The sequence below is a fragment of the Azospirillum oryzae genome (assembly GCF_008364795.1).
GTDB lineage: Bacteria > Pseudomonadota > Alphaproteobacteria > Azospirillales > Azospirillaceae > Azospirillum > Azospirillum oryzae.
This window is the reverse complement of the sequence record NZ_VTTM01000012.1, coordinates 1-21,187: the sequence shown is the minus strand read 5'-3', so window position 1 is coordinate 21,187 and position 21,187 is coordinate 1. Positions and strand designations below refer to the sequence as shown.

The following is a 21,187-nucleotide window of genomic DNA, read 5'->3' as shown; positions in this document are numbered from 1 at the left end:
CCCGGTTCCGACGGCCCTGGATCAGACGGCCCCGAGTCAGACGGACTGCCGCTTCTCCAGCAGGCCGCGCAGCAGGCTGGTCAGCGTCTCGGCCAGCTTGTACTGGTCGTCGCCCGGCAACCCGGCGATGACGTCGGCGAAGTCGTTCAGCGGGTCGTGGCGCAGCAGTTCCAGCGCCTTCGGCGTCGGGTGCAGCTGGGTGACGCGGCGGTCCTCCGGAACCGGCACGCGGACCAGCAGCTCCTTGCCCACCAGCACCTCCACCATCTGCGAGGCGGCCCCGCGGGTGGTGGCGTGGAAGTCGGCGAAGGCCGACACCGTGCGCTGGCTGTTGTTGGCACCGGCGAAATAGCGCAGCGCCGTCCACTGCGACGGCTTCAATCCGTGGGTATAACCAAGGCTGTCGGCGATGTGGGCGATCTGAAGCATGACATCGGCGATTGCCTGCGGCGACGCGCCGCCGGCATGATCCGGTTCGGTGAAGTCCATGGCCACTCCGATGGATCCGGCTCCCGTGGCGCCGGCACCGATGGGTGCCCCGTTGTTCCGCATCGCCATCCGGCCCGCAGAAACGCCGCGCACTTTTGCAAAGTCCATTTGTTCCACTCTACAAAGTTTAGTGGCTATACGATGGCTGTACCAAAAGGCAGGCGGCTATCGCGGTAAGGCGGCAGCCACATCGATCATGACACCACCACGTATATTAGCGTGGTAGAACAAAAAACGAAACATCGAACACTTCATCTTTTTGTTGCAAATTGTCGCATTGCTTTGCGCCCGGCAAAAGGGCCGGAGGCCGGAAAACTCCAGGCAAACTCAGGCGAAATCAGCATATCGGCCATGCCCACGCGCTCTGCTGCCATGTTTCACTGGCGTAATCTTCGATTCGGCGGTATACGCGCGCGATGACCACATCCCCCGTTCCGAAGTCCGCATCGCCGGCCGCCGCCCAGACCATGGGCGCCCCGAAGGTCGGCATCGTCAGCCTCGGCTGCCCCAAGGCGCTCGTCGACTCAGAGCGCATCCTCACGCGCCTGCGCGCGGAGGGGTACGAGATCTCTCCCAGCTACGACGGCGCTGACGTCGTTCTGGTCAACACCTGCGGCTTCCTCGACAGCGCCAAGAAGGAGTCGCTGGACGCCATCGGCGAGGCGATCAAGGAGAACGGGCGGGTCATCGTCACCGGCTGCATGGGCGTGGAATCGGACATGATCCGGCAAATCCACCCCGACGTGCTGGCCGTCACCGGTCCCCACCAGTATGAACAGGTGGTCAGCGCGGTGCATGACGCGGTGCCGCCGACGCACAACCCCTTCACCGATCTGGTGCCGCCGGAAGGGCTGCGGCTGACCCCGCGCCACTACGCCTATCTGAAGATATCCGAAGGCTGCAACAACCGCTGCAGCTTCTGCATCATCCCGTCCCTGCGCGGCGATCTGGTCAGCCGGCCGATTCATTCGGTCCTGCGCGAGGCGGAGAAGCTGGCGGTCGCCGGCGTCAAGGAACTGCTGGTCATCTCGCAGGACACCAGCGCCTACGGCGTCGACGTGAAGTACAAGACGGAGAAATGGTACGACCGCGAGGTCCGCACCCGCTTCTTCGACCTGTGCAACGAGCTGGCGAATTTCGACCTGTGGGTCCGCCTGCACTACGTCTATCCCTACCCGCATGTTGACGAGGTCATTCCGCTGATGGCGGAGGGCAGGATCCTCCCCTATCTCGACATCCCGTTCCAGCATGCCTCGCCCACCGTCTTGAAGGCGATGCGCCGCCCGGCCGCCCAGGAAAAGCAGCTGGACCGCATCCGCAAGTGGCGTGACGAGTGCCCGCATCTGGTCCTGCGCTCCACCTTCATCACCGGCTTCCCCGGCGAGACGGAGGAGGACTTCCAGTTCATGCTGGACTGGCTGAAGGAGGCCCAGCTCGACCGCGTCGGCTGCTTCAAGTACGAGCCGGTGGAGGGCGCCGCCGCCAACGACCTGCCCGGCGCCGTCCCGGAAGAGGTCAAGCAGGAGCGTTGGGAGCGCTTCATGGAGACGCAGAAGGCGATCAGCGCCGAGCGGCTCCAGCAGAAGGTCGGCTATACGCTGGGCGTGCTGATCGACGAGGTCGACGAGGACGGCGCCATCGGCCGCTCCTACGCCGACGCGCCGGAGATCGACGGCAACGTCTTCCTGAACGGCGAGACCGGCCTGAAGCCGGGCGACATGGTCGACGTCACCATCGAGCATGCCGACGAATACGACCTGTGGGGCAGCGTCGAACGCGACCTCTAACCCTGCCGACAGACTGGAGAGCGCCATGCCCGTGACGCCGGACGATGCCAGGCTGATGGACGTCCAGCAGGGCGGGCGCTGCTTCTTCTGCGACGGGCCGGTGGGGGCGAAGGCCACCTTCGACCACCTGATCCCCCAGGCCTATGGCGGGATCGACGATCCGGCCAACGTCGTGCTGGCGCACCGCCGCTGCAACCAGCGCAAGGACGACCGGCTGCCGACCGCGGAGGAACTCGACCGCTTCATCGCGCTGCGCCGCTCCAGCCGGCTCGGCGTCTGGCCCCCCTTGCGCGCGCTGCGAGACGCCGATGAGGGGGCGGAGGAGGAGGAGCGGTGGATGGCGCTGGCGCAGGCCATCGCCCGGCAAAGCTGAGGTCAACCGCAACCACGACCGAAACCAAAGCGGGCCGATCCGGTTAAGGGGGGACACCTTATATAAGGGAGACCCAACCGATGACCGGCCAGCAGAACAAGCAGCCCCACACCGAACAGACCGTCCGCCACACCGACGGCGAGCAGAACACCGGCAACCACAAGAAGCCGGACGCCCCCGACGCCAAGGGCGCCGACCGCTTCGGCGGCACCCGCGCCGGCGCCGAAAACGTCGAACCCAAGAAGTAAGCGACCGAAACAAGTGTCCGGCATGGGGCCTTTTCAGGCTGGCGTCGCACCGCCGGCCTGTGCGAGATCCGGGGGACGGCATCCAGGGACCCGACTCCCCTCGTGACCGCCCCCACTTCGCACCCGTGACCTGATGGCCCCTTCGATCTTCAAGCGCTACAAGCTCCACTTCACCCGCCCGCTGCCGGGTTTGCGCCCGGGGCGGCCGGAACGCGACGCGATGGTGGAGCGGGTGCGGCGGCTGGCCAGCGAGAACGGCATGGCCGGCGACCTGCACACCATCGCCCCCAACGCCGGCTTCGGCATCCTCGAAATCCGCTGCACCGAACGTCTGGCCCGCCGCCTGTCCGACCTGTCGGAGATCGAAACCGTCCAGGAAGCCTGACCGATCCTTCCGAAAAGCGGCGGGCCATCAGGACAAACCCCGAGGGGCCGTCCGGTCGAATCCCGCATCGGGCCGCCCGGATTCGTGATAGTTTGAGCCTGAAGCATTGTTCGGGCCGCGTCGCGCATCGCCACAAGAAGGCGGCACATGAAGACGGCATAAGAAGGGGGATTCGTGGGACGCTTCCTACGGGGCGCGCTGGTGATGGTCGTGGTGCTGGCCGCGTTGGCGGGCAATGCGGGCCACCGGATCTACCACGATTACCAGGACACGCTGCAGCGCCGCTTCGCCATGGTCCGGGACATGGCCCGGCTGGTCGACGACCATGTCCACCGCACGGTGCGCACTGCCGACGTGGCGCTCGACCAGACCGCGGCGATGGTGGCGGAGGCCGGCGGCCCGCAGAAGGTGCGCGACCTGAAGCATTGGACCCGGCTGCGCGAATATGCCGCCCAGCTCGAGGGCGCCGACGCCATCTGGATCTATGACGCCGACGGCCGGGCCGTCCTGGAATCGGCCAGCTTTCCCAACCGCATCGCCGACTTCGCCGATCCGGCCGGGCTGGCGGCCCTGCGCGGCGGCGCGCGCCTGCATGTCGGTGCGGCGCAGGCCGTCCGCGGCGCCGGCCAGCCGCCGGTCTTCCCGGTCTCGCGTCCCCTGTATGACGATGAAGGGCGTTTCGTCGGGATGGCGTCGGCCACGATCCGGGTGGACTCGCTGACCGATTTCTACGCCCTGCTGGGGGTCGAGTTCGATCCGCTGATCGGCGTCTATGGCCCGGCCGGCGAGGTCATCGCCCGCCGCCCGGCCACCGGGGAGTCGGTCGGCAGATCGGTGGCCGCCGGGCTGCTGTTCCAGTCGAAGCTGCGCGAGGCGCCGGCAGGCCAATTGCTGCTGCAGTCGGTGCTGGACGGGGTGTCGCGCATCGCCGCCTACCGGACGGTGCGCGATTATGGTCTGGTGGTGCTGACCGGCATCGGCCGGGACGAGGCGATGGCCGACTGGCGCACCCGCACCCTGCACACGGTGCTGGAGACCGCCGTCGGGCTGCTGGCGATCCTGGCGATGCTGGGCTGGGGCCTGCGCTACCTCGACCGCGAGCGCAAGGCGCAGGTGGCCCTGGCCGAGGCGCGCAGCGCCGTGGAGCGGACCAGCGCCGAGCGCGACGAGACCGCGCGGCTCGTCGCCGAACTGGATCAGGCCCGCGACATGGCGGAGACCGCGCGCCGGGCCGCCGAGGCCGCCAACCGTGACAAGGGCGAGTTCCTGGCGGGTCTGAGCCACGAGCTGCGCACGCCGCTGAACGCGGTGATCGGCTTCTCCGACCTGATCGCCCGCGAGGCGGAAGGGCCGGTCGGCACGCCCTCATACCGGCAATATGCCGCCAATGTCCGCGATTCCGGCCAGCATGTGCTGGAGCTGATCAACGAGATCCTCGACCATGCGCGGGCGGAAGCCGGGGCGCTGACGCTCGAAGAGGGCCCCTGCGACCTGGACGATGCCGCCGATTTCGCCGTCCGCATGCTGACCCCGCGGGCCGAACACGCCGGCGTGCTGCTGTCGGCGGTGGTGGAGCCGGCGGTGCGCAACCTGCACGGCGACGACCGCCGCATCCGACAGATCCTGCTGAACCTGATCGCCAACGCGGTGAAATACACGCCGTCGGGCGGGTCGGTGACGCTGTCCGCCGCCCTGGACGACGGCGCGCCGGTGATCCGCGTCATCGACACCGGGCTCGGCATCCCGGCCGAGGACATCGACCGCGTGCTGGAGCCCTTCGCCCGTGCCGGGAACGCCGCCAGCCGCGAGGTGGAGGGCGCCGGGTTGGGCCTGCCCCTGACCAAGCGGCTGGTCGAACTGCATGGCGGCACCCTTTCTCTGCGCAGCACGCTGGGCGTCGGCACCACGGTGACGGTGCGCCTGCCGGCGAGCCGCCTGCTGGCGGCGGAGTCGGCCCCCAAGGAGGCGGGGACGCCGCCGGTCGGGCCGGCCGCCGCACCGGACTTTATCCTGGATTCTGCCCCGGCACCTCCCGCTCCGGCCCCCGTTCCGTCCTGGCCGCCGTTTTCCGGGCCGCTGTCGGTCCTGCTGGTGGACGACGACCCGACGGTGCGCGACATGGTGGCCGGGCTGCTGCGCGGCTGGGGGCATCGGGTGATCGCGGCGGCCAACGCCAACGAGGCGCTGGTGGTGCTCGACGGGCATGAGCCGCTGGACCTGCTGCTGAGCGACGTCGTCATGCCGCCGGGCATGGACGGGACGGAGCTGGCGCGGCACGCCGCCCGCATGCGCCCCGGCCTGCCGGTGCTGCTGGCCTCCGGCTTCGCCGCCCATGCCGCCGGCACCCCGTCCGCCTTCGGCCCCGACGTCGCGATGATCGCCAAGCCCTTCGCCATCGACGACCTGCGCCGGCAGCTCGCCCGCATCGCCGCCCGGCAAGACGGAGGAGCCGCACGCCCGGCAACGGCCGCCGGTCTGCCCTCCCCGTCCCCCGCAGCCCGTCCCGCCGTCCATACCACCGAGCGCTCCCCCGAACGCTCCCCGGGGCCGCCGCGCCTGCTGATCGCCGAGGATCTTGCGATCAACCGTGAACTGCTGGCAGCCCTGTTCCGCGACAGCGGTTACGCCATCGATCTGGTGGCCGACGGTGCCGCGGCGGTGGAGGCGGTGGAAGCCGGCGACTACGACCTCGTGCTGATGGACGTGCAGATGCCGGGGATGGATGGGCTGGAGGCGAGCCGCACCATCCGCGCGATGCCGCCGCCGCGCGGCGACCTGCCGATCCTGGCGCTGACCGCGGGTTCGTCCGAGGAGGAACGGCGGGATTGCCGCGAGGCCGGGATGAACGGGCACGTCGGCAAGCCCTATGACCGCGAGGTCCTGCTGCGCCAAGTCACCCGCACTCTGGACGCCACGCGGAGCCGCACCGGCACCGCCTGAGACCGGTCGGGCGTCCACCGCTCAGGGTTGGTCGAACACCCGCGGAAAATGGGCGAGCCGGCGGCCGAACAGGCTTTGCGGCGCGGAGTCGGTCGCCGCCGGCGCCGTCTGCGCCTGTGCCATCGCGGGGGCCATCGCCGCATTGGCCGGCAGCGCCGTCACCGGCAGGGGCGTGGACGACAGCGCGCGCGCCGAGGTCGGGCGCGGGCGGCGTTCGGATTTGTCGGGCGGGGCGTAGAAATGCAGGGTCAGCTGGCCGTCGGCTTCCGCCGCATAGGGCAAGCCGGGGACCGTCCGGCGTTCGGTGCCGGGAAACACATACTGCTCACCTTGATCGGTGCGTTCGATATGCGGCATGACCGGTATCCTGTCTCCACCGCACCGATCCTGCCGTTACCGCCCTTGCGGGTCAAGGCCGCGCTGCATCACGAAGGGCTTATCCTTTCGCCCCATCGTTCTGCGGGCGTTCTCCCCCCGGAAAGGCGCCCTTACGGGCGCAGCACGGCGGCGACCAGCAGGTAGGACAGCCAGGCGACGATGCCGGAGGCGGGAATCGTCAGCACCCAGGCCCAGACGATTCGCCCCGCCAGCCCCCAGCGGACCGCCGAGGTGCGGCGGGCGGAGCCGACGCCGACGATGGCGCCGGTGATGGTGTGGGTGGTCGACACCGGAATGCCCAGCCACGTCGCGCCGAACAGCGTGATGGCGCCCGCCGTCTCGGCGCAGAAGCCCTGATACGGCTTCAGGTCGGTGATGCGCGACCCCATGGTGCGGACGATGCGCCAGCCGCCCATCATCGTGCCCAGCCCCATCGCGACCTGACAGGCGATGATGACCCAGAAGGGAACGTGGAAGGTATCGCCCAGCATGCCCTGGCTGAACAGCAGCACGGCGATGATTCCCATCGTCTTCTGCGCGTCGTTGCCGCCATGGCCCAGGCTGTAGAGCGCCGCCGAAACCAGCTGGAGGTGGCGGAACTGCCGGTCGACCGTGAAGGGCGCGGCGCGGCGCAGAACCCAGGACACCACCAGCATCAGCAGCAGCGCCAGCAGCAGGCCGATGCCCGGCGACAGAACGATGGCGACCGCCGTCTTGGTGAAGCCGCTGGCGACGATGGCGCCGAACCCCGCCTTGGCGATGCCCGCCCCGGCGATGCCGCCGACCAGCGCGTGCGAGGAGGAGGACGGCAGACCCAGCCACCAGGTGATGAGATTCCAGCCGATGGCGCCGACCAGCGCCGCCAGGATCACCGCCGGGTCCATCACCAGCGGATCGACCAGCCCGGTGCCGATGGTGGTGGCGACATGCAGGCCGAAGAACAGGAAGGCGATGAAGTTGAAGAAGGCCGCCCACAGGACCGCCAGCTTGGGCGACAGCACGCGGGTCGACACCACGGTGGCGATGGAGTTCGCCGCGTCGTGCAGGCCATTGATGAAGTCGAAGGCGAGCGCCACGAAGACGATGACGACGATCGCCGGCAGACCGAGTTGCAGGGCCTCCATCGACGCCGCCTCAGACCTGATCGAGCGTGATGCCCGCGACAAGGTCGCCGACGTCGTCGCAACGGTCGGTCACCGCCTCCAGCATCTCGTACAGCTCGCGCCGGCCGAGGAAGGCGATCATGTCCGGCTTCTCCGCGATCAGCGCCTTCAGCGCGTCGCGCAGCACATCGTCGGCCTCGTCCTCCAGATCGGACAGCCGGCCGCAGAGATGGTCGATCCGCTCGGCGTTGCGGGCGATGGCGCCCAGGAGCGGCATCAGTTCCAGCAGCACGTCGGCCTGCTGGCGGATCAGGGCGACGAAGCGGCGCATCGGCTCGTCGAACACCTCGACGCCGTACAGGCCGGCATGGCGCGGCACCTCGTCCATCAGGTCGATGGCGTCGTCCAGCGCGTTGATCAGCGACAGGATGTCCGACCGGTCGAACGGCGTGATGAAGGCGCGATGCAGGTCGCGCCCGGCATCCTTGGCGATGCGGTCGGCGTCCTTCTCCACCCGCTTCAGCGCCGCGATCTTCTGCGTTCGGTCGTCCGGCCCTGCGTCCATCACCGCTTCCAGGGCGGCGGCGGCTGCCACGATATGGCGGGCCTGCTCGACGAACTGGTCGACGAAGCGTTCCTCCTTCGGCATCAGCGAACGGAATGCGCGCAGCAGCATGGGACGGTGACTCGCCTGTATCTGGATAAGGGACTGGTGAGATTTCGGGCTGCTCTTACCACGCTTCGCGGTGCGGTGCAGCGGCGGCATGTCATGTAAACGCCATGAAAACGTCATTCGGTAGCAAAATCGCCACAGGTCGCGGCATATCGCCGCTTTTCCCGCCACCGCACCGGCCGGACCTCGCCCCATGAAGGGGGGCATGGAAAGCTGTCCGCCGCCTCCCCAAATCTGCCGAAGGCCCCCTTCGACCGCAGGTCCTCCCGCATGACGTGCCCCATCAATCCCCTCCGCCGCCTTGGCATCTCGGCCCTCGCCGCCCTGCTGCTGAGCGCCGCACCGCTGCACGCCCAGACGACGATGCCGCCGGAGGACCCGGCCGGCCGCTGCAGCCCCACCGTCTCGGCCGCACTCGGCGCCTGGGACACCGGTCTGGCGGCGGCTGAGCGGTTCGGCGACAAGGCGGTGGCGGTGGCGCGCGAGAAGGGGCGGGAGTATCTGCTGCCGCTGCTGGGCATCGACCCGAAGACGGCGCAGCCCGACGCCAGGGGCGGCAACACGACGGATGATCTCGGCCGCGCGCTGGAGGAAAGCCGCGACGATCCCCAACGCCGCGCCGCGCTCTGCGCCGCCATCACCCGCGCCGCCGACGAGGCGAAATCCTCCGCCGGCGCCGGGCTGGACGCGCTGAGGCGGGCGCTGGACAACTGGCAGCTTTCGCCGCCCGCCACCCCGACTCCAACCCCAACGCCGGCCCCGCCGAAGCAGGACGGCCTGATCCGGACCTGACCGGCGGCAATCGCCGCCTCCACCCCATGGGCAAAACCGCGCCCGGCGCAAGAGGGGATTGCCGAAGGATCGGGCCGGAATTTGCCGCGTCAGACCCGCGAAACGGTCACAGGCGGAATATTTCGCCCCGACCTATGTTGATGACGATATCGGCCGGTCCGCGGCGGCATCGCCGAACCGGGCGCCGAAATGTTCGATGCGACACCATCGTTGAATTGTCACAGCCGAACGTCATAGGCACCATTGTGGAAACCGGTCCGAAGGTCTAGTCTGTTCGTGTTCCCAACAAAATCCCGAACATGGGAAGGTGCCATCCATGAATCTGCACAGTCTGGCCAGCGACATGGTGCAAACCGTCCTGGCCTGTGAAAAGGCGCTCCCCGGTCGGGCGAACGCCGATGAACATGATCTCGCCCGGCACATCCTGGTCGAACCCGACCATGCCTGGCACGTTTGCGAGACCTACGCCCGCGCCGTCCGCATTCCGGTCGAACAGCTCCCGGTCAGCCAGCTCCGCGGCCTCATCAGCGACATCGTCCTGTCGAAGCTTCCCCGTTACGACTGAGTTTCTCGATCCCTAGGGCCGGCACCGTATCCGGCGATGGCCGGAACGATCCGGGTTTTCCAATCCCGCACTTCAAGTTCCGTGGTGCCACCATGGCGATCGAGCTTCATTCCTTTACCGTAACGCTGGCCGTCGCGGATGCGACCGGTTGCGCCAGCGCCGCCGAACATCGCGCCCGCATCTGGAGGGCCGTGTCCGAACTGTCGGCTGCCGTCCGCAATGCCGGCATGGCGACCGAGGCCCGTTTCCGCGGCCAGGACCGCCAGGGCCATGTCCTGTTCGAGGCGACCGACACCGGCGCCGCCTTCCTGCGCGGCCTTCCCGTCATCGCCAGCGTCGACGACGCGCGCAGGAACGGCGGGCGCGTCCAGCTTCGCCACTGAGCTGGCGGCGACTCCGCCGCCGCCGCAAAAGCGAAGGCCCGCCGCCCCGGTCCGGGGCGGCGGGCCTTGCCGTGTTCAGCGACCGATTTCAGCGCGCGCGATGCCGCAGCGGCCGGACGTTGCTTTCGGTCTCGACCTCTTCCTCGGCCGGGCGCACCTTCTTCAGCTGGACGATGAAACGCTCGGCACCATTCTCCATGACGGCGATGCCGGTCAGGCCATGCGCCCAGTCACAGGGAACGACGTGGATTTCCTTGATGGTGGCGGTGCCGGCCGCCAGTTCCGCACGGTCCAGGACCACGTCCCCGACCCGGAATCCCAAATAGGCGTCGATCAGCATTCTCTTGGGCGTCCGTCTTCCGTTTCAGGCCACGCACCGGGGCCGGCACCGACGGCCGGTCTCCCTCACGATGGACCATCTTGCCATAGATTGGACCGTTCGTGGCGCTTTCCCAGCGAGGACGACGCAGTAAACCGACAGGGACCCCCGTTTGCCCCACGTCCGCCGGTCCAAAACGGCAGGCGCGGAAGCGGCCGTCCCCGTACGAGGGAGGAGACGGAAACGGCCGCTTCGGCGGTCCCCGATCCTGAGCGGCTGCCCAAGGCCGGGAGCAGGAACGCCAACCGTCGCACCAGCGGCGACCGGGACGGCGGCGTCCGACAGGCGCAGAATAGTTCGAACGGCGAACCATGTGCGCCCCCTACCTTCGTTCAGCTCTGCACAGTTTTTGGGCAACATCGAGCCCGGCCGTTGTTGGCGGGTCAAACCTTGAGATAGGCTCAGGCACCATTTCCCCTCCCCCGGCAAGAGGTCCGTCGGTCGTGCAGAGTTGGCTGGTGCTGGCCGTTTCGGCGGCCTATCTGGGGGTGCTGTTCGCCATCGCCTGGTGGGGCGACCGCCGCACCGCCGGGGGTGCGCTGCTGTCGGCGTCGCCACGGGCGGCCGGCATCCTCTATGCGCTGACGCTCTGCATCTACAACACCAGCTGGAGCTTCTACGGCTCGGTCGGGCGGGCGTCGGCCAGCGGCTTCGATTTCCTGCCGATCTATCTGGCGCCGATGATCCTGCTGCTGGCGGCGCGGCCGGTGCTGACCAAGACCATCGCCATCACCAAGGCGCAGAACGTCACCTCCATCGCCGACTTCATCGGCGCCCGCTATGGCAAGAGTCAGGCGGTGGCGGCGCTGGTGACGCTGACCGCGCTGGTCGGCGTGCTGCCCTACATCGCCTTGCAGCTGAAGGCGGTGGCCGCCAGCTTCGACGTTCTGACCGCACCCTCGCTGGCCGCTCCGGCCGCCCTGCCGCCGCCGATCTGGGGCGACACCGCCTTCGCGGTGGCGCTGTCGATGGCGGTCTTCACCATCCTGTTCGGCGTCCGCCACATCAACGCCAGCGAGCATCACCGCGGCCTGATGCTGGCCATCGCCTTCGAGAGTCTGGTGAAGCTGACCGTCTTCCTGGCGGTGGCGGCCTTCATCGTCTGGGGCATGTTCGACGGCTATACCGACCTGATCGCCCGGCCGCAGGCCGATCCGCTGCTGTCGCCCGACTTCACCGACCCGACCTGGTGGTCGAACACGGCGATCTCGATCATCGCCTTCCTCTGCCTGCCGCAGATGTACCATGTGATGACGGTGGAGAATGACAGCCCCCGCCATCTGCGCGCCGCCGCCTGGATGTACCCGACCTACCTGCTGGCGCTCAGCGCCCTGATGATCCCCATCGCGGTGGCCGGTCTGGTGACGTTCGGCCCCGGAAGCAATGGAACTGGAGGGATCAACCCCGACACCTTCATGATCACGCTGCCCATCGCGGCGGGGGCGAGCGGCTTCAGCCTGCTGTCCTTCATCGGCGGCCTGTCGGCGGCGACCGGCATGGTCATCGTCGCGGCGGTGTCGCTCAGCACCATGCTGTGCAACGACGTGGTGATGCCGCTGTTGCTCAGCCGTCCCCGCTTCGCCGCCCGCGTCGGCCGGCGCGACATGGTCGGCACGCTGCTGCTGGTGCGGCGGCTGTCGGTGCTGGGGATCCTGCTGCTCGCCTATGTCATGCACCGGCTGGTCGACCGCGATTACCCGCTGACCGTCATCGGCCTGCTTTCGTTCGTCGCGGTGGCGCAGTTCGGGCCGGCCTATTTCGGCGGGCTCTACTGGCCGCGCGCCAACCGGGTCGGCGCACTGGCGGGGCTGGGCGCCGGCTTCCTGCTGTGGGTCTACACGCTGCTGGTGCCGTCGATGGGCGGCATCATCCCGGTGTCCGCCGATTTCCTGGATTTCGGCCCCTGGGGCATCGGCTGGCTGCGCCCGCAGGCGCTGTTCGGGATCGAGGGGCTGGACCCCATCTCCCACGCCAGCCTGTGGAGCCTGCTGGCCAACCTGATCGCCTTCGTCGCCGGCTCCCTGCTGGCCCGCCCCAGCGCGGTGGAGCGCACCCAGGCCGTCTTCTACACCACCGCCACCGCCGACCGCGACGAGGACGATACCCCCCAGGCGCTGGCCAAGCTCGCCGACCTGCGCGCGCTCGCCATCCGTTTCGTCGGGGCGGAGCGCGGCAACGCCGCCTTCGACGCCTACGCCGCCAGAGGCGGCTATCTCGCCTACGCCGCCGGAGGCGGCCTCCTCAACTCCGCCGGCCGCAAGGGCGAGACCGGCCCCGCCGACCTCGACGCCGTCCGCTTCACCGAGACGCTGATTGCCGGCGCCATCGGTGCCGCGTCGGCGCGGGTGGTGATGGCCGCCTCGCTGCAGGGCCGGTCGCTGTCGCGCGGCGACGCCATGGCGATGCTGGACGAGGCGTCGGAAGCGTTGCGCTTCAACCGGAAACTGCTGCAGGCGACGCTGGAGAACATCGGCCAGGGCATCTGCGTGATCGACGCCGACCACCGCATCGCCGCCTGGAACCACCGCTATCTGGAGCTGCTCGACCTGCCGGCGGACATGGTGCGGGTGGGCGTGCCCTTCGCCGACCTCGTCCGCTTCAACGAGCGGCGCGGCGAATACAGCGCCCACGACATGAAGGCGCTGCTGACCAACCGCGACACCGCCAACCAGCAATGGCCCTACCGCTACGAGCGGCGGCGTCCCGACGGCACGGTGCTGGAAATCGTCGCCAACCCGCTGCCGGAGGGCGGCTACGTCTCCACCTACACCGACGTGACCGAGCGCTACCGCGCCGCCGAGGCGTTGCGCGAGGCCAACGAAAGCCTGGAGCACCGCGTGCGGGAGCGCACCGACGCCCTGCAGCAGGCCAAGGCGGAGGCCGAGGCGGCCAACGCCAGCAAGACCCGCTTCCTGGCCGCCGCCAGCCACGACCTGCTGCAGCCGCTGAACGCCGCCCGCCTGTTCGTCTCGGCGCTGGAGGAAAGCATGCGGGGGGCCCTGCCGACGCCCGACCAGCGGGCGGCCGAATGCGGCATGATCGACAACGCCGCCGCTTCCCTGCGCTCGACCGAGATGCTGCTGGGCGGGTTGCTCGACATCTCCTCGCTGGACGCCGGCAATGTCCGGGTGCAGATGCGCAGCTTCGCCATCGACGAACTGCTGGGCGGGCTGGGGGTGGAGTTCTCCGCCCTGGCGCAGGAACGCGGCCTGACGCTGAAGGTGGTCGGCTGCGGCGCGGTGGTGCGGTCGGACCCGCAGCTTCTGCGCCGGGTGCTGCAGAACTTCCTGTCCAACGCGATCCGCTACACGCCGAAGGGCCGGGTGCTGCTCGGCTGCCGCCGCCGCCGCGACCCCATTCATGGCGACCGCCTGCGCATCGAGGTGTGGGATACCGGCCCCGGCATCCCCGAGGCAAAGCGCCGCGAGGTGTTCGAGGAGTTCCGCCGGCTGGGCGGCGAAAACGGCGGCGGCAACCCCGCCGACAAGGGATTGGGCCTCGGCCTCGCCATCGTCGACCGCATCGCCCGGCTGCTCGGCCATCCCGTCAGCCTGCGCTCCACCGTCGGGCGCGGCACCGGCTTCGCGGTGGAGGTGCCGTTGGAGCAGGCCCGCGCCGCGCCGGTCGACCGCCCGGTCTCCACCCCCGCCGCCCTGTCGGCCGGGCTGCTGGTGCTGTGCATCGACAACGAGGAGCCGATCCTGGCCGGCCTGCGCGCCCTTCTCGGCCAATGGGGTTGCCGGGTGGCGACGGCGTCGGACGTCACCGGGGCGCTGGCGGCGCTGGCTCCCTTCGACGGGGCGCTTCCCGATGTGGTCTGCGTCGATTATCACATCGGCACTGCGGGCGGCGGCGAGCAGACGGGGCTTGCGGTTCTGGAACGGTTGCGGGAATTGTGGGACCGTCCGGTCAAGGGGCTGCTGCTGACCGCCGACCGTTCCGAAGCGGTGCGGGCCGAGGCGGAGCGTTGCGGCTGCGGCGTGCTCTACAAACCGGTGAAGCCGGCGTCGCTGCGCCGCTTCCTGAACGGGGCGGCGCTGCAGACGGCGGCCGTGGCCGAACGGTAAGGCCGGAACCGGACAAAAGCCGGGCGGCCGCAAATGGGGGGAGTGCGGAAGCCATGGGCGAGGACAGCGCAGTAAGCGCGGCAGGACAAGAAGCGACGGCCGAAAAAACGACGGCCGGACAAACGACCATCGTCATCGGCGACGACCATCCGTTGGTCCAGGCCGCCTTGCGCGACGCGCTGGGCAAGGCGATGCCGGAGGTACGGGTGATCGAATGCCCGGACCTCGACTCGGTGATGACCGCGGTGGGGCGAGGACCCGACGACATCGACCTCGTTCTTCTCGACCTCAACATGCCCGGCACCCACGGCTTCGCCGGCCTGTTCCTGATGCTGGCTCACCACCCGACCGTGCCGGTCGCCATCCTGTCGGCCCTGCAGGATTCCGACACCATCCGCCGGGCGCTCGCCTATGGCGCGTCGGGCTACATCCCGAAATCGCTGTCGATGCCGGCGATGGCCGACGCCATCCGCGCCATCCTGTCCGGCGAGACCTGGGCGCCGCCGCTGTCCGCCGCCTCGACGGAAGCCGACGAGGCAGACGCCGCCCGCCGCTTCGCCTCCCTGTCGCCGCAGCAGCTGCGCATCCTGACGATGATCGTCGACGGCAAGCTGAACAAGCAGATCGCCGGCGAGTTGAACGTGTCGGAGCAGACGGTGAAGGTCCACGTCTCCAGCATCCTGCGCAAACTGAACGTCGTCAGCCGCACCCAGGCCGCCGTCGTCGCCGGCCGGCTGGCGGTGGGTGGGGATGTTCTCAGATAATCCCTACAGCCGCTGAACGGCGGCGAGCCGCAGGCCGAAGCCGATCAGCAGGGCGGCGAAACTCCAGCGCTGCACCGCCTCCACGATCCGGTGGCGGGCGACCAGTCCGGCAAGCGCCGCACCGGCCAGGGCATAGAGGCCGTCGAAGGCCATCCCGACGCCGACCAGAATCGCGCCCAGCAGGGCGAACTGACCCGCGACGCCGCCGGCATCGGTCTGGATGAATTGCGGCAGCAGGACCGAGCAGAACAACAAAGCCTTCGGATTCAGCAGGTTGGTCAACAGGCCGCGCAGAATGTCGGCAAGGTAGGATGCAGCGCCTCCCTCCCCCTGCAGTCCCGCCACACCACCCGCGGCAGCGGCGGTAAGCGGCGGCATGCGCAGGACGCCGATGCCCAGCCACACCAGATAGGCGGCTCCGGCGATGCGGACGAGATCAAAGACGGCAGGCGCGGTTTGCAGCAGCGCCGCCAGCCCCAGGGCGGCCAGCGCCACATGGGTCGCCCGCGCCAGCGCCAGTCCGAGCGCCGTCGCCAGCGCATGCCGCCGTCCCTGCCGCGCCCCCGTCTGCAACAGCAGCAGCATGTCGGCCCCCGGCACCAGATAGGCCACCGCCAGCGCGCCGACGAAGATCGAAAGTCCCGGCATTTTCGCCTCCTTCGTCCGAAATCGATGACCGAATTTAGCTCCGGGAGCGCTGGCAGGTCCTTGCGAGTTGCGCTGCTGGAAAGCAGTATCCTGGTGGATCATGCCAAAGAATTGGCGTTCGGTATAAAGGTCGTGCCAATTATGAAATTCGATGCCATCGACCGCCGCATTCTGGCGGCTTTGCAGCGCGACGCCCGGCTGACCAATGTCGAATTGGCCGAGGAGGTCGGGCTGTCGCCCTCCCCCTGCCTGCGCCGGGTTCGCCTGCTCGAAGAGGCGGGCGTCATCGCCGGCTACCATGCCTCGCTCGACCGCAAGGCTGTCGGCCTTGGCCTGACCGTGTTCGTCGGTATCAAGGTGGAACGCCACCACGACCGCGAGGCGACCGCCTTCCGCGAAGCGGTGAAGGCGCTGCCGGAGGTGGTGTCCTGCCATCTGGTCTCGGGAGAGTCCGACTTCCTGCTTCAAGTCGTCGTTCCCGAACTGGCCGGGTACGAGAAGTTTCTTCTGGGAACCCTGCTGAAGCTACCGGGCGTCGCCGACATCCGCAGCAACTTCGCCATCCAGACGGTCAAGGCCGGCGGTGCCTTGCCGCTCGACCACCTGCCGGCGCACTCCCCGCCGGCCAGCGGCAAGCCCTGATACGGCGCTGATCCGGCCCTGACACAGACTGTCAGTTCCGTTCACCATACGTACCCAAACACTGGCCCCCACTGCCGCGTATTGCTACTCTCGGCCTTTCCGACCGCCGGACCGAGAAAGCCACGGGTCAGCCACGATGACCGCGCCCCAAGACAGTGCGCAGCACAGCGTCTGCCGCGACTGCGCCGCCGCCCTGCCAAGCGCAGGATCGGGCGAGTTGACGCGCTGCCCGAAATGCGGCAGCCGGCGGCTGTTCCGCCATGCGGAGCTGCACAGCCTGTCCATCGGCCACATCGACTGCGACAGCTTCTATGCCACCGTGGAGAAGCGCGACCGGCCGGAGCTGGCCAGCCGGCCGGTGATCGTCGGCGGCGACGACCATCGCGGGGTGGTCGCCGCCTGCTGCTATGTCGCGCGCATGTCGGGCGTCCGCTCCGCCATGACAATCCGCGAGGCGCTGGACCGCTGCCCCGACGCCACCATCATCCGCCCCAACATCGCCAAGTACAAAGAGGTCGGCCACCAGGCCCGCGCGATCATGGAGGCCTTCACCCCCCTGGTCGAGCCGATCAGCATCGACGAGGCCTATCTCGACCTGACCGGCGTCGAGGACCGGCTCAGCATCAGCCCGGCCCAGGCGCTGGTCGAGATCGTCCGCCGGTTCGAGAGCGAGCTGCGCATCACCGCCTCGATCGGCCTCAGCTACAACAAGCTGCTGGCGAAGATCGCGTCCGACCTCGACAAGCCGCGCGGCTTCTCGGCGCTCGGCCGGGCGGAGGCGGCGGCCTTCCTGGCGCCCAAGCGCGTCACCATCCTGTGGGGCGTCGGCCCGGCGCTGGAGCGTAAGCTGTTCGCCGACGGCATCACCCGCGTCGGCGATTTGCAGGACAAGGACGAGCATTGGCTGGTCAAGCGCTACGGCGCCATGGGCCGGGTGCTCTACAGCTACGCCCGCGGCGAGGATTCCCGCCGGGTGCATCCGGAATCGCCGAGCAAGAGCATCTCGTCGGAGGAAACCTTCGACTGGGACGTCACCACCCTGCCCGCCCTGGCGCAGGAGCTTCGCCCGCTGGCCGACAAGGTCGCCCGCCGGCTGGAACGTGAAGGGCTGCTGGGCCGCAGCGTGGTTCTGAAGCTGAAGACCAAGGATTTCCAGCAGCTGACCCGCTCCCGCCGGGTGGAGCCGACCCGCTCGGCCGAGGCGATCCTGGCCGCCGGCATCGCCCTGCTGGAGCGCGAGGTCGACGGCCGCGCCTTCCGCCTGATCGGCATCGGCTGCACCGACCTGACCCACCCGGAAACCGCCCCCGACCCGGAACTGGACCTGTTCGGATAACAGGGCTTCAGTCGGCGGACTCCTCCAGCGCCGGCAGGCTGCCGGGACGCACCACACTGCGGATGGCGAAGCTCGACTGGATGCGCACCACGCCCGGCAGGCGCGACAGCGAGTCCTTGTAGATGCGGTCGTAATCGCCGGGGTCCTGCGCCACCACCCGCAGCAGATAGTCGGAACTGCCCGACAGCAGGTAGCATTCCCGCACCTCCGGACAGCGGCGGACGGCGGCGTCGAAGCGGCGGAGGTAATCGTCGGTCTGCCGTTCCAGCGTGATCTGGACGATCACGGTCACCGACCGCTCCTCGTCCGCCGTCTCGATGATAGCGGTATAGCCGCGGATGACGCCGGAATGCTCCAGCATGTGCAGGCGGCGCAGGCAGGCCGATGGCGACAGCCCGACCTCCGCCGCCAGCTTGGCGTTGCTCATCCGGCCGTCCTTGCGGAGAAGGCGCAGGATCTTGTGGTCCAGGGCGTCCAGGGTGTGCATGCAATTTTATTCGAAGACGTGGCGGATCGTGCGAAAGCACCACCACACTATGGGGGATTCATGCAAGGCTTTGCAGAGATTCTCTCCGTCCGCCGGCCGTATAGTGACTTTGCTGAGACAATCCGCCACACCGATGGTTTCCCCGGTTACCAGATCGGGGTTACCAGATCGGATCGGCCGGATTGGCTGGAGCGGGCGTTCGGATCGGGAGTTCTCGCATGGTCACGCGCATCGGCGTTCCCAAGGAAATCAAGAACCACGAGTACCGCGTCGGGCTGACGCCGGCCTCGGTCCGCGAACTGGCGGCGGACGGCCATGCCCTGCTGGTGCAGAGCGGCGCCGGTGCTGAGATCGGCTTTTCCGACGAGACCTACCGCGCGGCGGGGGCCGAGATCGCCGGCTCCGCCGAGGAGGTCTTCGCGAAGGCCGAGCTTATCGTGAAGGTCAAGGAGCCGCAGCCGGCGGAATGTCGCAGGCTGCGCCCGGATCAGGTGCTGTTCACCTATCTTCACCTCGCCCCCGATCCCGAACAGGCCCGGCTGCTGATGGAAAGCGGCTGCACCGCCATCGCCTATGAGACGGTCACCGACCGCGCCGGACGCCTGCCGCTGCTGGCGCCGATGTCGGAGATCGCAGGCCGCATGGCGATCCAGGTCGGCGCCGTCGCCTTGCAGAAGAGCAACGGCGGCTCCGGCATCCTGCTGGGCGGCGTGCCCGGCGTGCTGCCCGGCAAGGTGCTGGTCATCGGCGGCGGCGTGGTCGGCACCAATGCCGCCCGCATGGCGATGGGGCTGGGTGCCGACGTCACCATCGCCGACCGCTCCATGCCGCGGCTGGCCCAGCTCGACGACCTGTTCGGGCCGCGGCTGAAGACGGTCTATGCCTCGGCCGACGCGCTCGACCGGCTGGTCGCCGATGCCGATCTGGTGGTCGGCGCCGTGCTGGTGCCGGGGGCTGCGGCACCGAAGCTGGTGCGCCGCGACCAGCTGGCCGGCATGCGCCGCGGGTCGGTGCTGGTGGACGTCGCCATCGACCAGGGCGGCTGTTTCGAAACCAGCCACGCCACCACCCATTCCGACCCGACTTATGTGGTCGACGGCGTCGTCCATTACTGCGTCGCCAACATGCCGGGCGCCGTCGCCCGCACCAGCACGGAGGCGCTGAACCACGCCACCCTGCCCTTCGTCCAGGCGCTGGCCGGCAAGGGGTGGAAACGGGCGCTGGCCGAGGATCCGCACCTGCTGGCCGGGCTGAATGTCCAGGCCGGCCGCCTGACCTATCGGGCGGTGGCCGAGGCCCTGGGACAGCCCTTCACCGATCCCCGCGATGCGATCGGCGGATGATGTGAACAGCTGTTGACAAGGATCTGAAGGATGTTTCCCTTGCACGCAAGCTCGGGAAATTTTCATCGGAACAGCTCCATGCGTTCAGAATGATTGTTGTTTTTTTCGGCCTGCGGAAAGAGAGTGTTGCGCCTACTGATCAAGTTGCATTACCTGTCTGTGTCAAGAAAACTGACAGCATACGCAACCGGTACCTAAGTGCCGGGGCGGAAGACCAAGAACAGTTTTGAACAGGGTAAGGCGCGGCGCCTTTCGCCGATTGGTCCGGACCGGGCGGTCATTCCGTCCGATCTGAGCCGTGATTCACAAACAGGACGTCCGGCAGCGATGCCGGTGGGGACGCCACGGCCGCAGGCCGTGCCGCGCAAGTGGGAGCTGTTGGCTATGGTCGAACGACGGAACGCCGCTCGGGTGCAGAACCGCACCCCCGCGCTGTCGTCGCATATCCGGATGACGGAAGGCCCGATCCCGGGCCGCCGGACGATTCCGGCCGGTCACGTCCAGACCCGCCAGACGCAGACCCGCGGCGGTCCCCGATAACGAATTCGCCCGAAGCCCCGCCGGATCCCGCATCCGGCGGGGCTTCGGCAAGAACCGGGTGCGGCGGCGGGGTTCCAAGCGTCCCCTGCCTCGGTCCTGGATGTTCTCCCCCGTTCATCCGGATCGGAACTCCGCTGCCGCACACGGCTTAATTCAAGTCTTGAGCACCAAGTCTCGCGTGCCTGCCTAATCGGTGTCCTGGGAGAGTGGGAGAAGCCTGTCTGATGGATTATTTCATACAGCAATTGATCAACGGCTTGTCGCTTGGGGCGATCTACGGCCTGATCGCGATCGGCTACACGATGGTGTACGGCATCATCGGGATGATCAACTTCGCCCATGGCGAGATTTACATGATCGGCTCCTTTGTCGCGCTGATCACTTTTCTGGCCATCGGCGCGCTCGGCATCACCTGGGTGCCGTTGGCGCTGCTGATCATGCTGCTCGCCTCCATGCTGTTCACCAGCGTCTATGGCTGGACGGTCGAGCGCATCGCCTACCGGCCCTTGCGCTCCTCGCCAAGGCTGGCGCCGCTGATCTCCGCCATCGGCATGTCGATCTTCCTGCAGAACTACATCCAGATCCTCCAGGGCGCCCGCTCCAAGCCGCTGCAGCCCATCCTGCCCGGCAACCTCACCCTGATGGACGGCGCCGTCTCCGTCAGCTACGTCCGGCTCGCCACCATCATCATCACGCTCGTCCTGATGATCGGCTTCACCACGCTGATCAACCGCACCTCGCTGGGACGCGCCCAGCGCGCCTGCGAGCAGGACAAGAAGATGGCGGGGCTGCTCGGCGTCAACGTCGACCGCGTCATCTCGCTGACCTTCGTCATGGGCGCCGCGCTCGCCGCCGTCGCCGGCAT

General features: G+C 68.5%; 21 protein-coding genes. 14 read left to right on the top strand and 7 right to left on the bottom strand.

The window, feature by feature from the left end; translation table 11 throughout:
• Positions 1 to 36: 36 nt before the first annotated feature.
• Positions 37 to 489: a MarR family winged helix-turn-helix transcriptional regulator gene (locus FZ938_RS24710; protein ID WP_149201073.1), complete on the bottom strand. Its 453-nt coding sequence runs from the start codon at positions 487 to 489 to the stop codon at positions 37 to 39.
• Between the two features lie 467 nt (positions 490 to 956).
• Between FZ938_RS24710 and rimO the strand changes: the two genes are divergently transcribed.
• From rimO to FZ938_RS24690, 5 genes are all read left to right on the top strand, one after another.
• Positions 957 to 2,276 (top strand): 30S ribosomal protein S12 methylthiotransferase RimO, encoded by a 1,320-nt coding sequence (gene rimO / locus FZ938_RS24705; protein WP_149201189.1) that lies wholly within the window; start codon positions 957 to 959, stop codon positions 2,274 to 2,276.
• A 25-nt stretch (positions 2,277 to 2,301) separates the two neighbouring features.
• Positions 2,302 to 2,649: an HNH endonuclease gene (locus tag FZ938_RS24700; RefSeq protein WP_149201072.1), complete on the top strand. Its 348-nt coding sequence runs from the start codon at positions 2,302 to 2,304 to the stop codon at positions 2,647 to 2,649.
• Positions 2,650 to 2,729: 80 nt separating this feature from the next.
• Positions 2,730 to 2,897 (top strand): hypothetical protein, encoded by a 168-nt coding sequence (locus FZ938_RS30710; RefSeq protein WP_174757095.1) that lies wholly within the window; start codon positions 2,730 to 2,732, stop codon positions 2,895 to 2,897.
• A gap of 133 nt (positions 2,898 to 3,030) precedes the next feature.
• A complete protein-coding gene (locus FZ938_RS24695) occupies positions 3,031 to 3,282 on the top strand; it encodes a hypothetical protein (RefSeq protein ID WP_109076199.1) in 252 nt (83 codons plus the stop codon).
• A 174-nt stretch (positions 3,283 to 3,456) separates the two neighbouring features.
• Positions 3,457 to 6,222 carry a response regulator gene (locus FZ938_RS24690; protein WP_149201071.1) on the top strand — a complete coding sequence of 922 codons (2,766 nt, stop codon included), beginning with the start codon at positions 3,457 to 3,459 and terminating at the stop codon, positions 6,220 to 6,222.
• 21 nt (positions 6,223 to 6,243) lie between these two features.
• Here the strand turns inward: FZ938_RS24690 and FZ938_RS24685 are convergent, their stop codons facing one another.
• The 3 genes from FZ938_RS24685 to FZ938_RS24675 all read right to left on the bottom strand — a co-directional run bounded on the left by FZ938_RS24685 (position 6,244) and on the right by FZ938_RS24675 (position 8,379).
• The gene (locus FZ938_RS24685; protein ID WP_149201070.1) at positions 6,244 to 6,579 is read right to left on the bottom strand and encodes a hypothetical protein; all 336 of its coding nucleotides are present in this window, start codon (positions 6,577 to 6,579) and stop codon (positions 6,244 to 6,246) included.
• Positions 6,580 to 6,710: 131 nt separating this feature from the next.
• A complete protein-coding gene (locus tag FZ938_RS24680) occupies positions 6,711 to 7,724 on the bottom strand; it encodes an inorganic phosphate transporter (protein WP_149201069.1) in 1,014 nt (337 codons plus the stop codon).
• Between the two features lie 10 nt (positions 7,725 to 7,734).
• Positions 7,735 to 8,379 (bottom strand): DUF47 domain-containing protein, encoded by a 645-nt coding sequence (locus FZ938_RS24675; RefSeq protein ID WP_149201068.1) that lies wholly within the window; start codon positions 8,377 to 8,379, stop codon positions 7,735 to 7,737.
• Positions 8,380 to 8,646: 267 nt separating this feature from the next.
• Here FZ938_RS24675 and FZ938_RS24670 point away from each other — a divergent pair, with 267 nt between their 5' ends.
• The 3 genes from FZ938_RS24670 to FZ938_RS24660 all read left to right on the top strand — a co-directional run bounded on the left by FZ938_RS24670 (position 8,647) and on the right by FZ938_RS24660 (position 10,116).
• On the top strand, positions 8,647 to 9,168 hold the full coding sequence (locus tag FZ938_RS24670; protein ID WP_174757093.1) for a hypothetical protein: 522 nt from the start codon (positions 8,647 to 8,649) through the stop codon (positions 9,166 to 9,168).
• Between the two features lie 316 nt (positions 9,169 to 9,484).
• Positions 9,485 to 9,733, top strand: a complete 249-nt coding sequence (locus FZ938_RS24665) for a hypothetical protein (RefSeq protein ID WP_149201067.1) — start codon at positions 9,485 to 9,487, stop codon at positions 9,731 to 9,733.
• Positions 9,734 to 9,825: 92 nt separating this feature from the next.
• Entirely contained in the window at positions 9,826 to 10,116 is a 291-nt protein-coding gene (locus tag FZ938_RS24660; protein ID WP_109076206.1) for a hypothetical protein, read from the top strand.
• An 88-nt stretch (positions 10,117 to 10,204) separates the two neighbouring features.
• On the opposite strand, the gene FZ938_RS24655 is transcribed toward FZ938_RS24660, so the two are convergent.
• The gene (locus FZ938_RS24655; protein WP_109076207.1) at positions 10,205 to 10,456 is read right to left on the bottom strand and encodes a hypothetical protein; all 252 of its coding nucleotides are present in this window, start codon (positions 10,454 to 10,456) and stop codon (positions 10,205 to 10,207) included.
• Positions 10,457 to 10,938: 482 nt separating this feature from the next.
• On the opposite strand from FZ938_RS24655, the gene FZ938_RS24650 reads away from it, so the two are divergent.
• Positions 10,939 to 14,562, top strand: a complete 3,624-nt coding sequence (locus FZ938_RS24650; RefSeq protein ID WP_149201066.1) for a hybrid sensor histidine kinase/response regulator — start codon at positions 10,939 to 10,941, stop codon at positions 14,560 to 14,562.
• Positions 14,563 to 14,615: 53 nt separating this feature from the next.
• Positions 14,616 to 15,326: a response regulator transcription factor gene (locus FZ938_RS24645; protein ID WP_149201065.1), complete on the top strand. Its 711-nt coding sequence runs from the start codon at positions 14,616 to 14,618 to the stop codon at positions 15,324 to 15,326.
• Between the two features lie 3 nt (positions 15,327 to 15,329).
• On the opposite strand, the gene FZ938_RS24640 is transcribed toward FZ938_RS24645, so the two are convergent.
• Positions 15,330 to 15,974, bottom strand: a complete 645-nt coding sequence (locus tag FZ938_RS24640; protein ID WP_149201064.1) for a LysE family translocator — start codon at positions 15,972 to 15,974, stop codon at positions 15,330 to 15,332.
• A gap of 141 nt (positions 15,975 to 16,115) precedes the next feature.
• On the opposite strand from FZ938_RS24640, the gene FZ938_RS24635 reads away from it, so the two are divergent.
• A complete protein-coding gene (locus FZ938_RS24635; protein WP_211101156.1) occupies positions 16,116 to 16,616 on the top strand; it encodes an Lrp/AsnC family transcriptional regulator in 501 nt (166 codons plus the stop codon).
• 136 nt (positions 16,617 to 16,752) lie between these two features.
• Positions 16,753 to 17,952, top strand: a complete 1,200-nt coding sequence (locus FZ938_RS24630) for a DNA polymerase IV (RefSeq protein ID WP_149201062.1) — start codon at positions 16,753 to 16,755, stop codon at positions 17,950 to 17,952.
• Positions 17,953 to 17,959: 7 nt separating this feature from the next.
• Here the strand turns inward: FZ938_RS24630 and FZ938_RS24625 are convergent, their stop codons facing one another.
• A complete protein-coding gene (locus tag FZ938_RS24625; RefSeq protein WP_149201061.1) occupies positions 17,960 to 18,439 on the bottom strand; it encodes an Lrp/AsnC family transcriptional regulator in 480 nt (159 codons plus the stop codon).
• 218 nt (positions 18,440 to 18,657) lie between these two features.
• On the opposite strand from FZ938_RS24625, the gene ald reads away from it, so the two are divergent.
• Together ald and FZ938_RS24610 are read left to right on the top strand one after the other, a co-directional pair.
• Positions 18,658 to 19,782, top strand: a complete 1,125-nt coding sequence (gene ald / locus FZ938_RS24620) for an alanine dehydrogenase (protein WP_149201060.1) — start codon at positions 18,658 to 18,660, stop codon at positions 19,780 to 19,782.
• Between the two features lie 764 nt (positions 19,783 to 20,546).
• Positions 20,547 to 21,187: branched-chain amino acid ABC transporter permease (locus tag FZ938_RS24610; RefSeq protein ID WP_149201058.1), on the top strand; the 641-nt coding region annotated here is incomplete at its 3' end.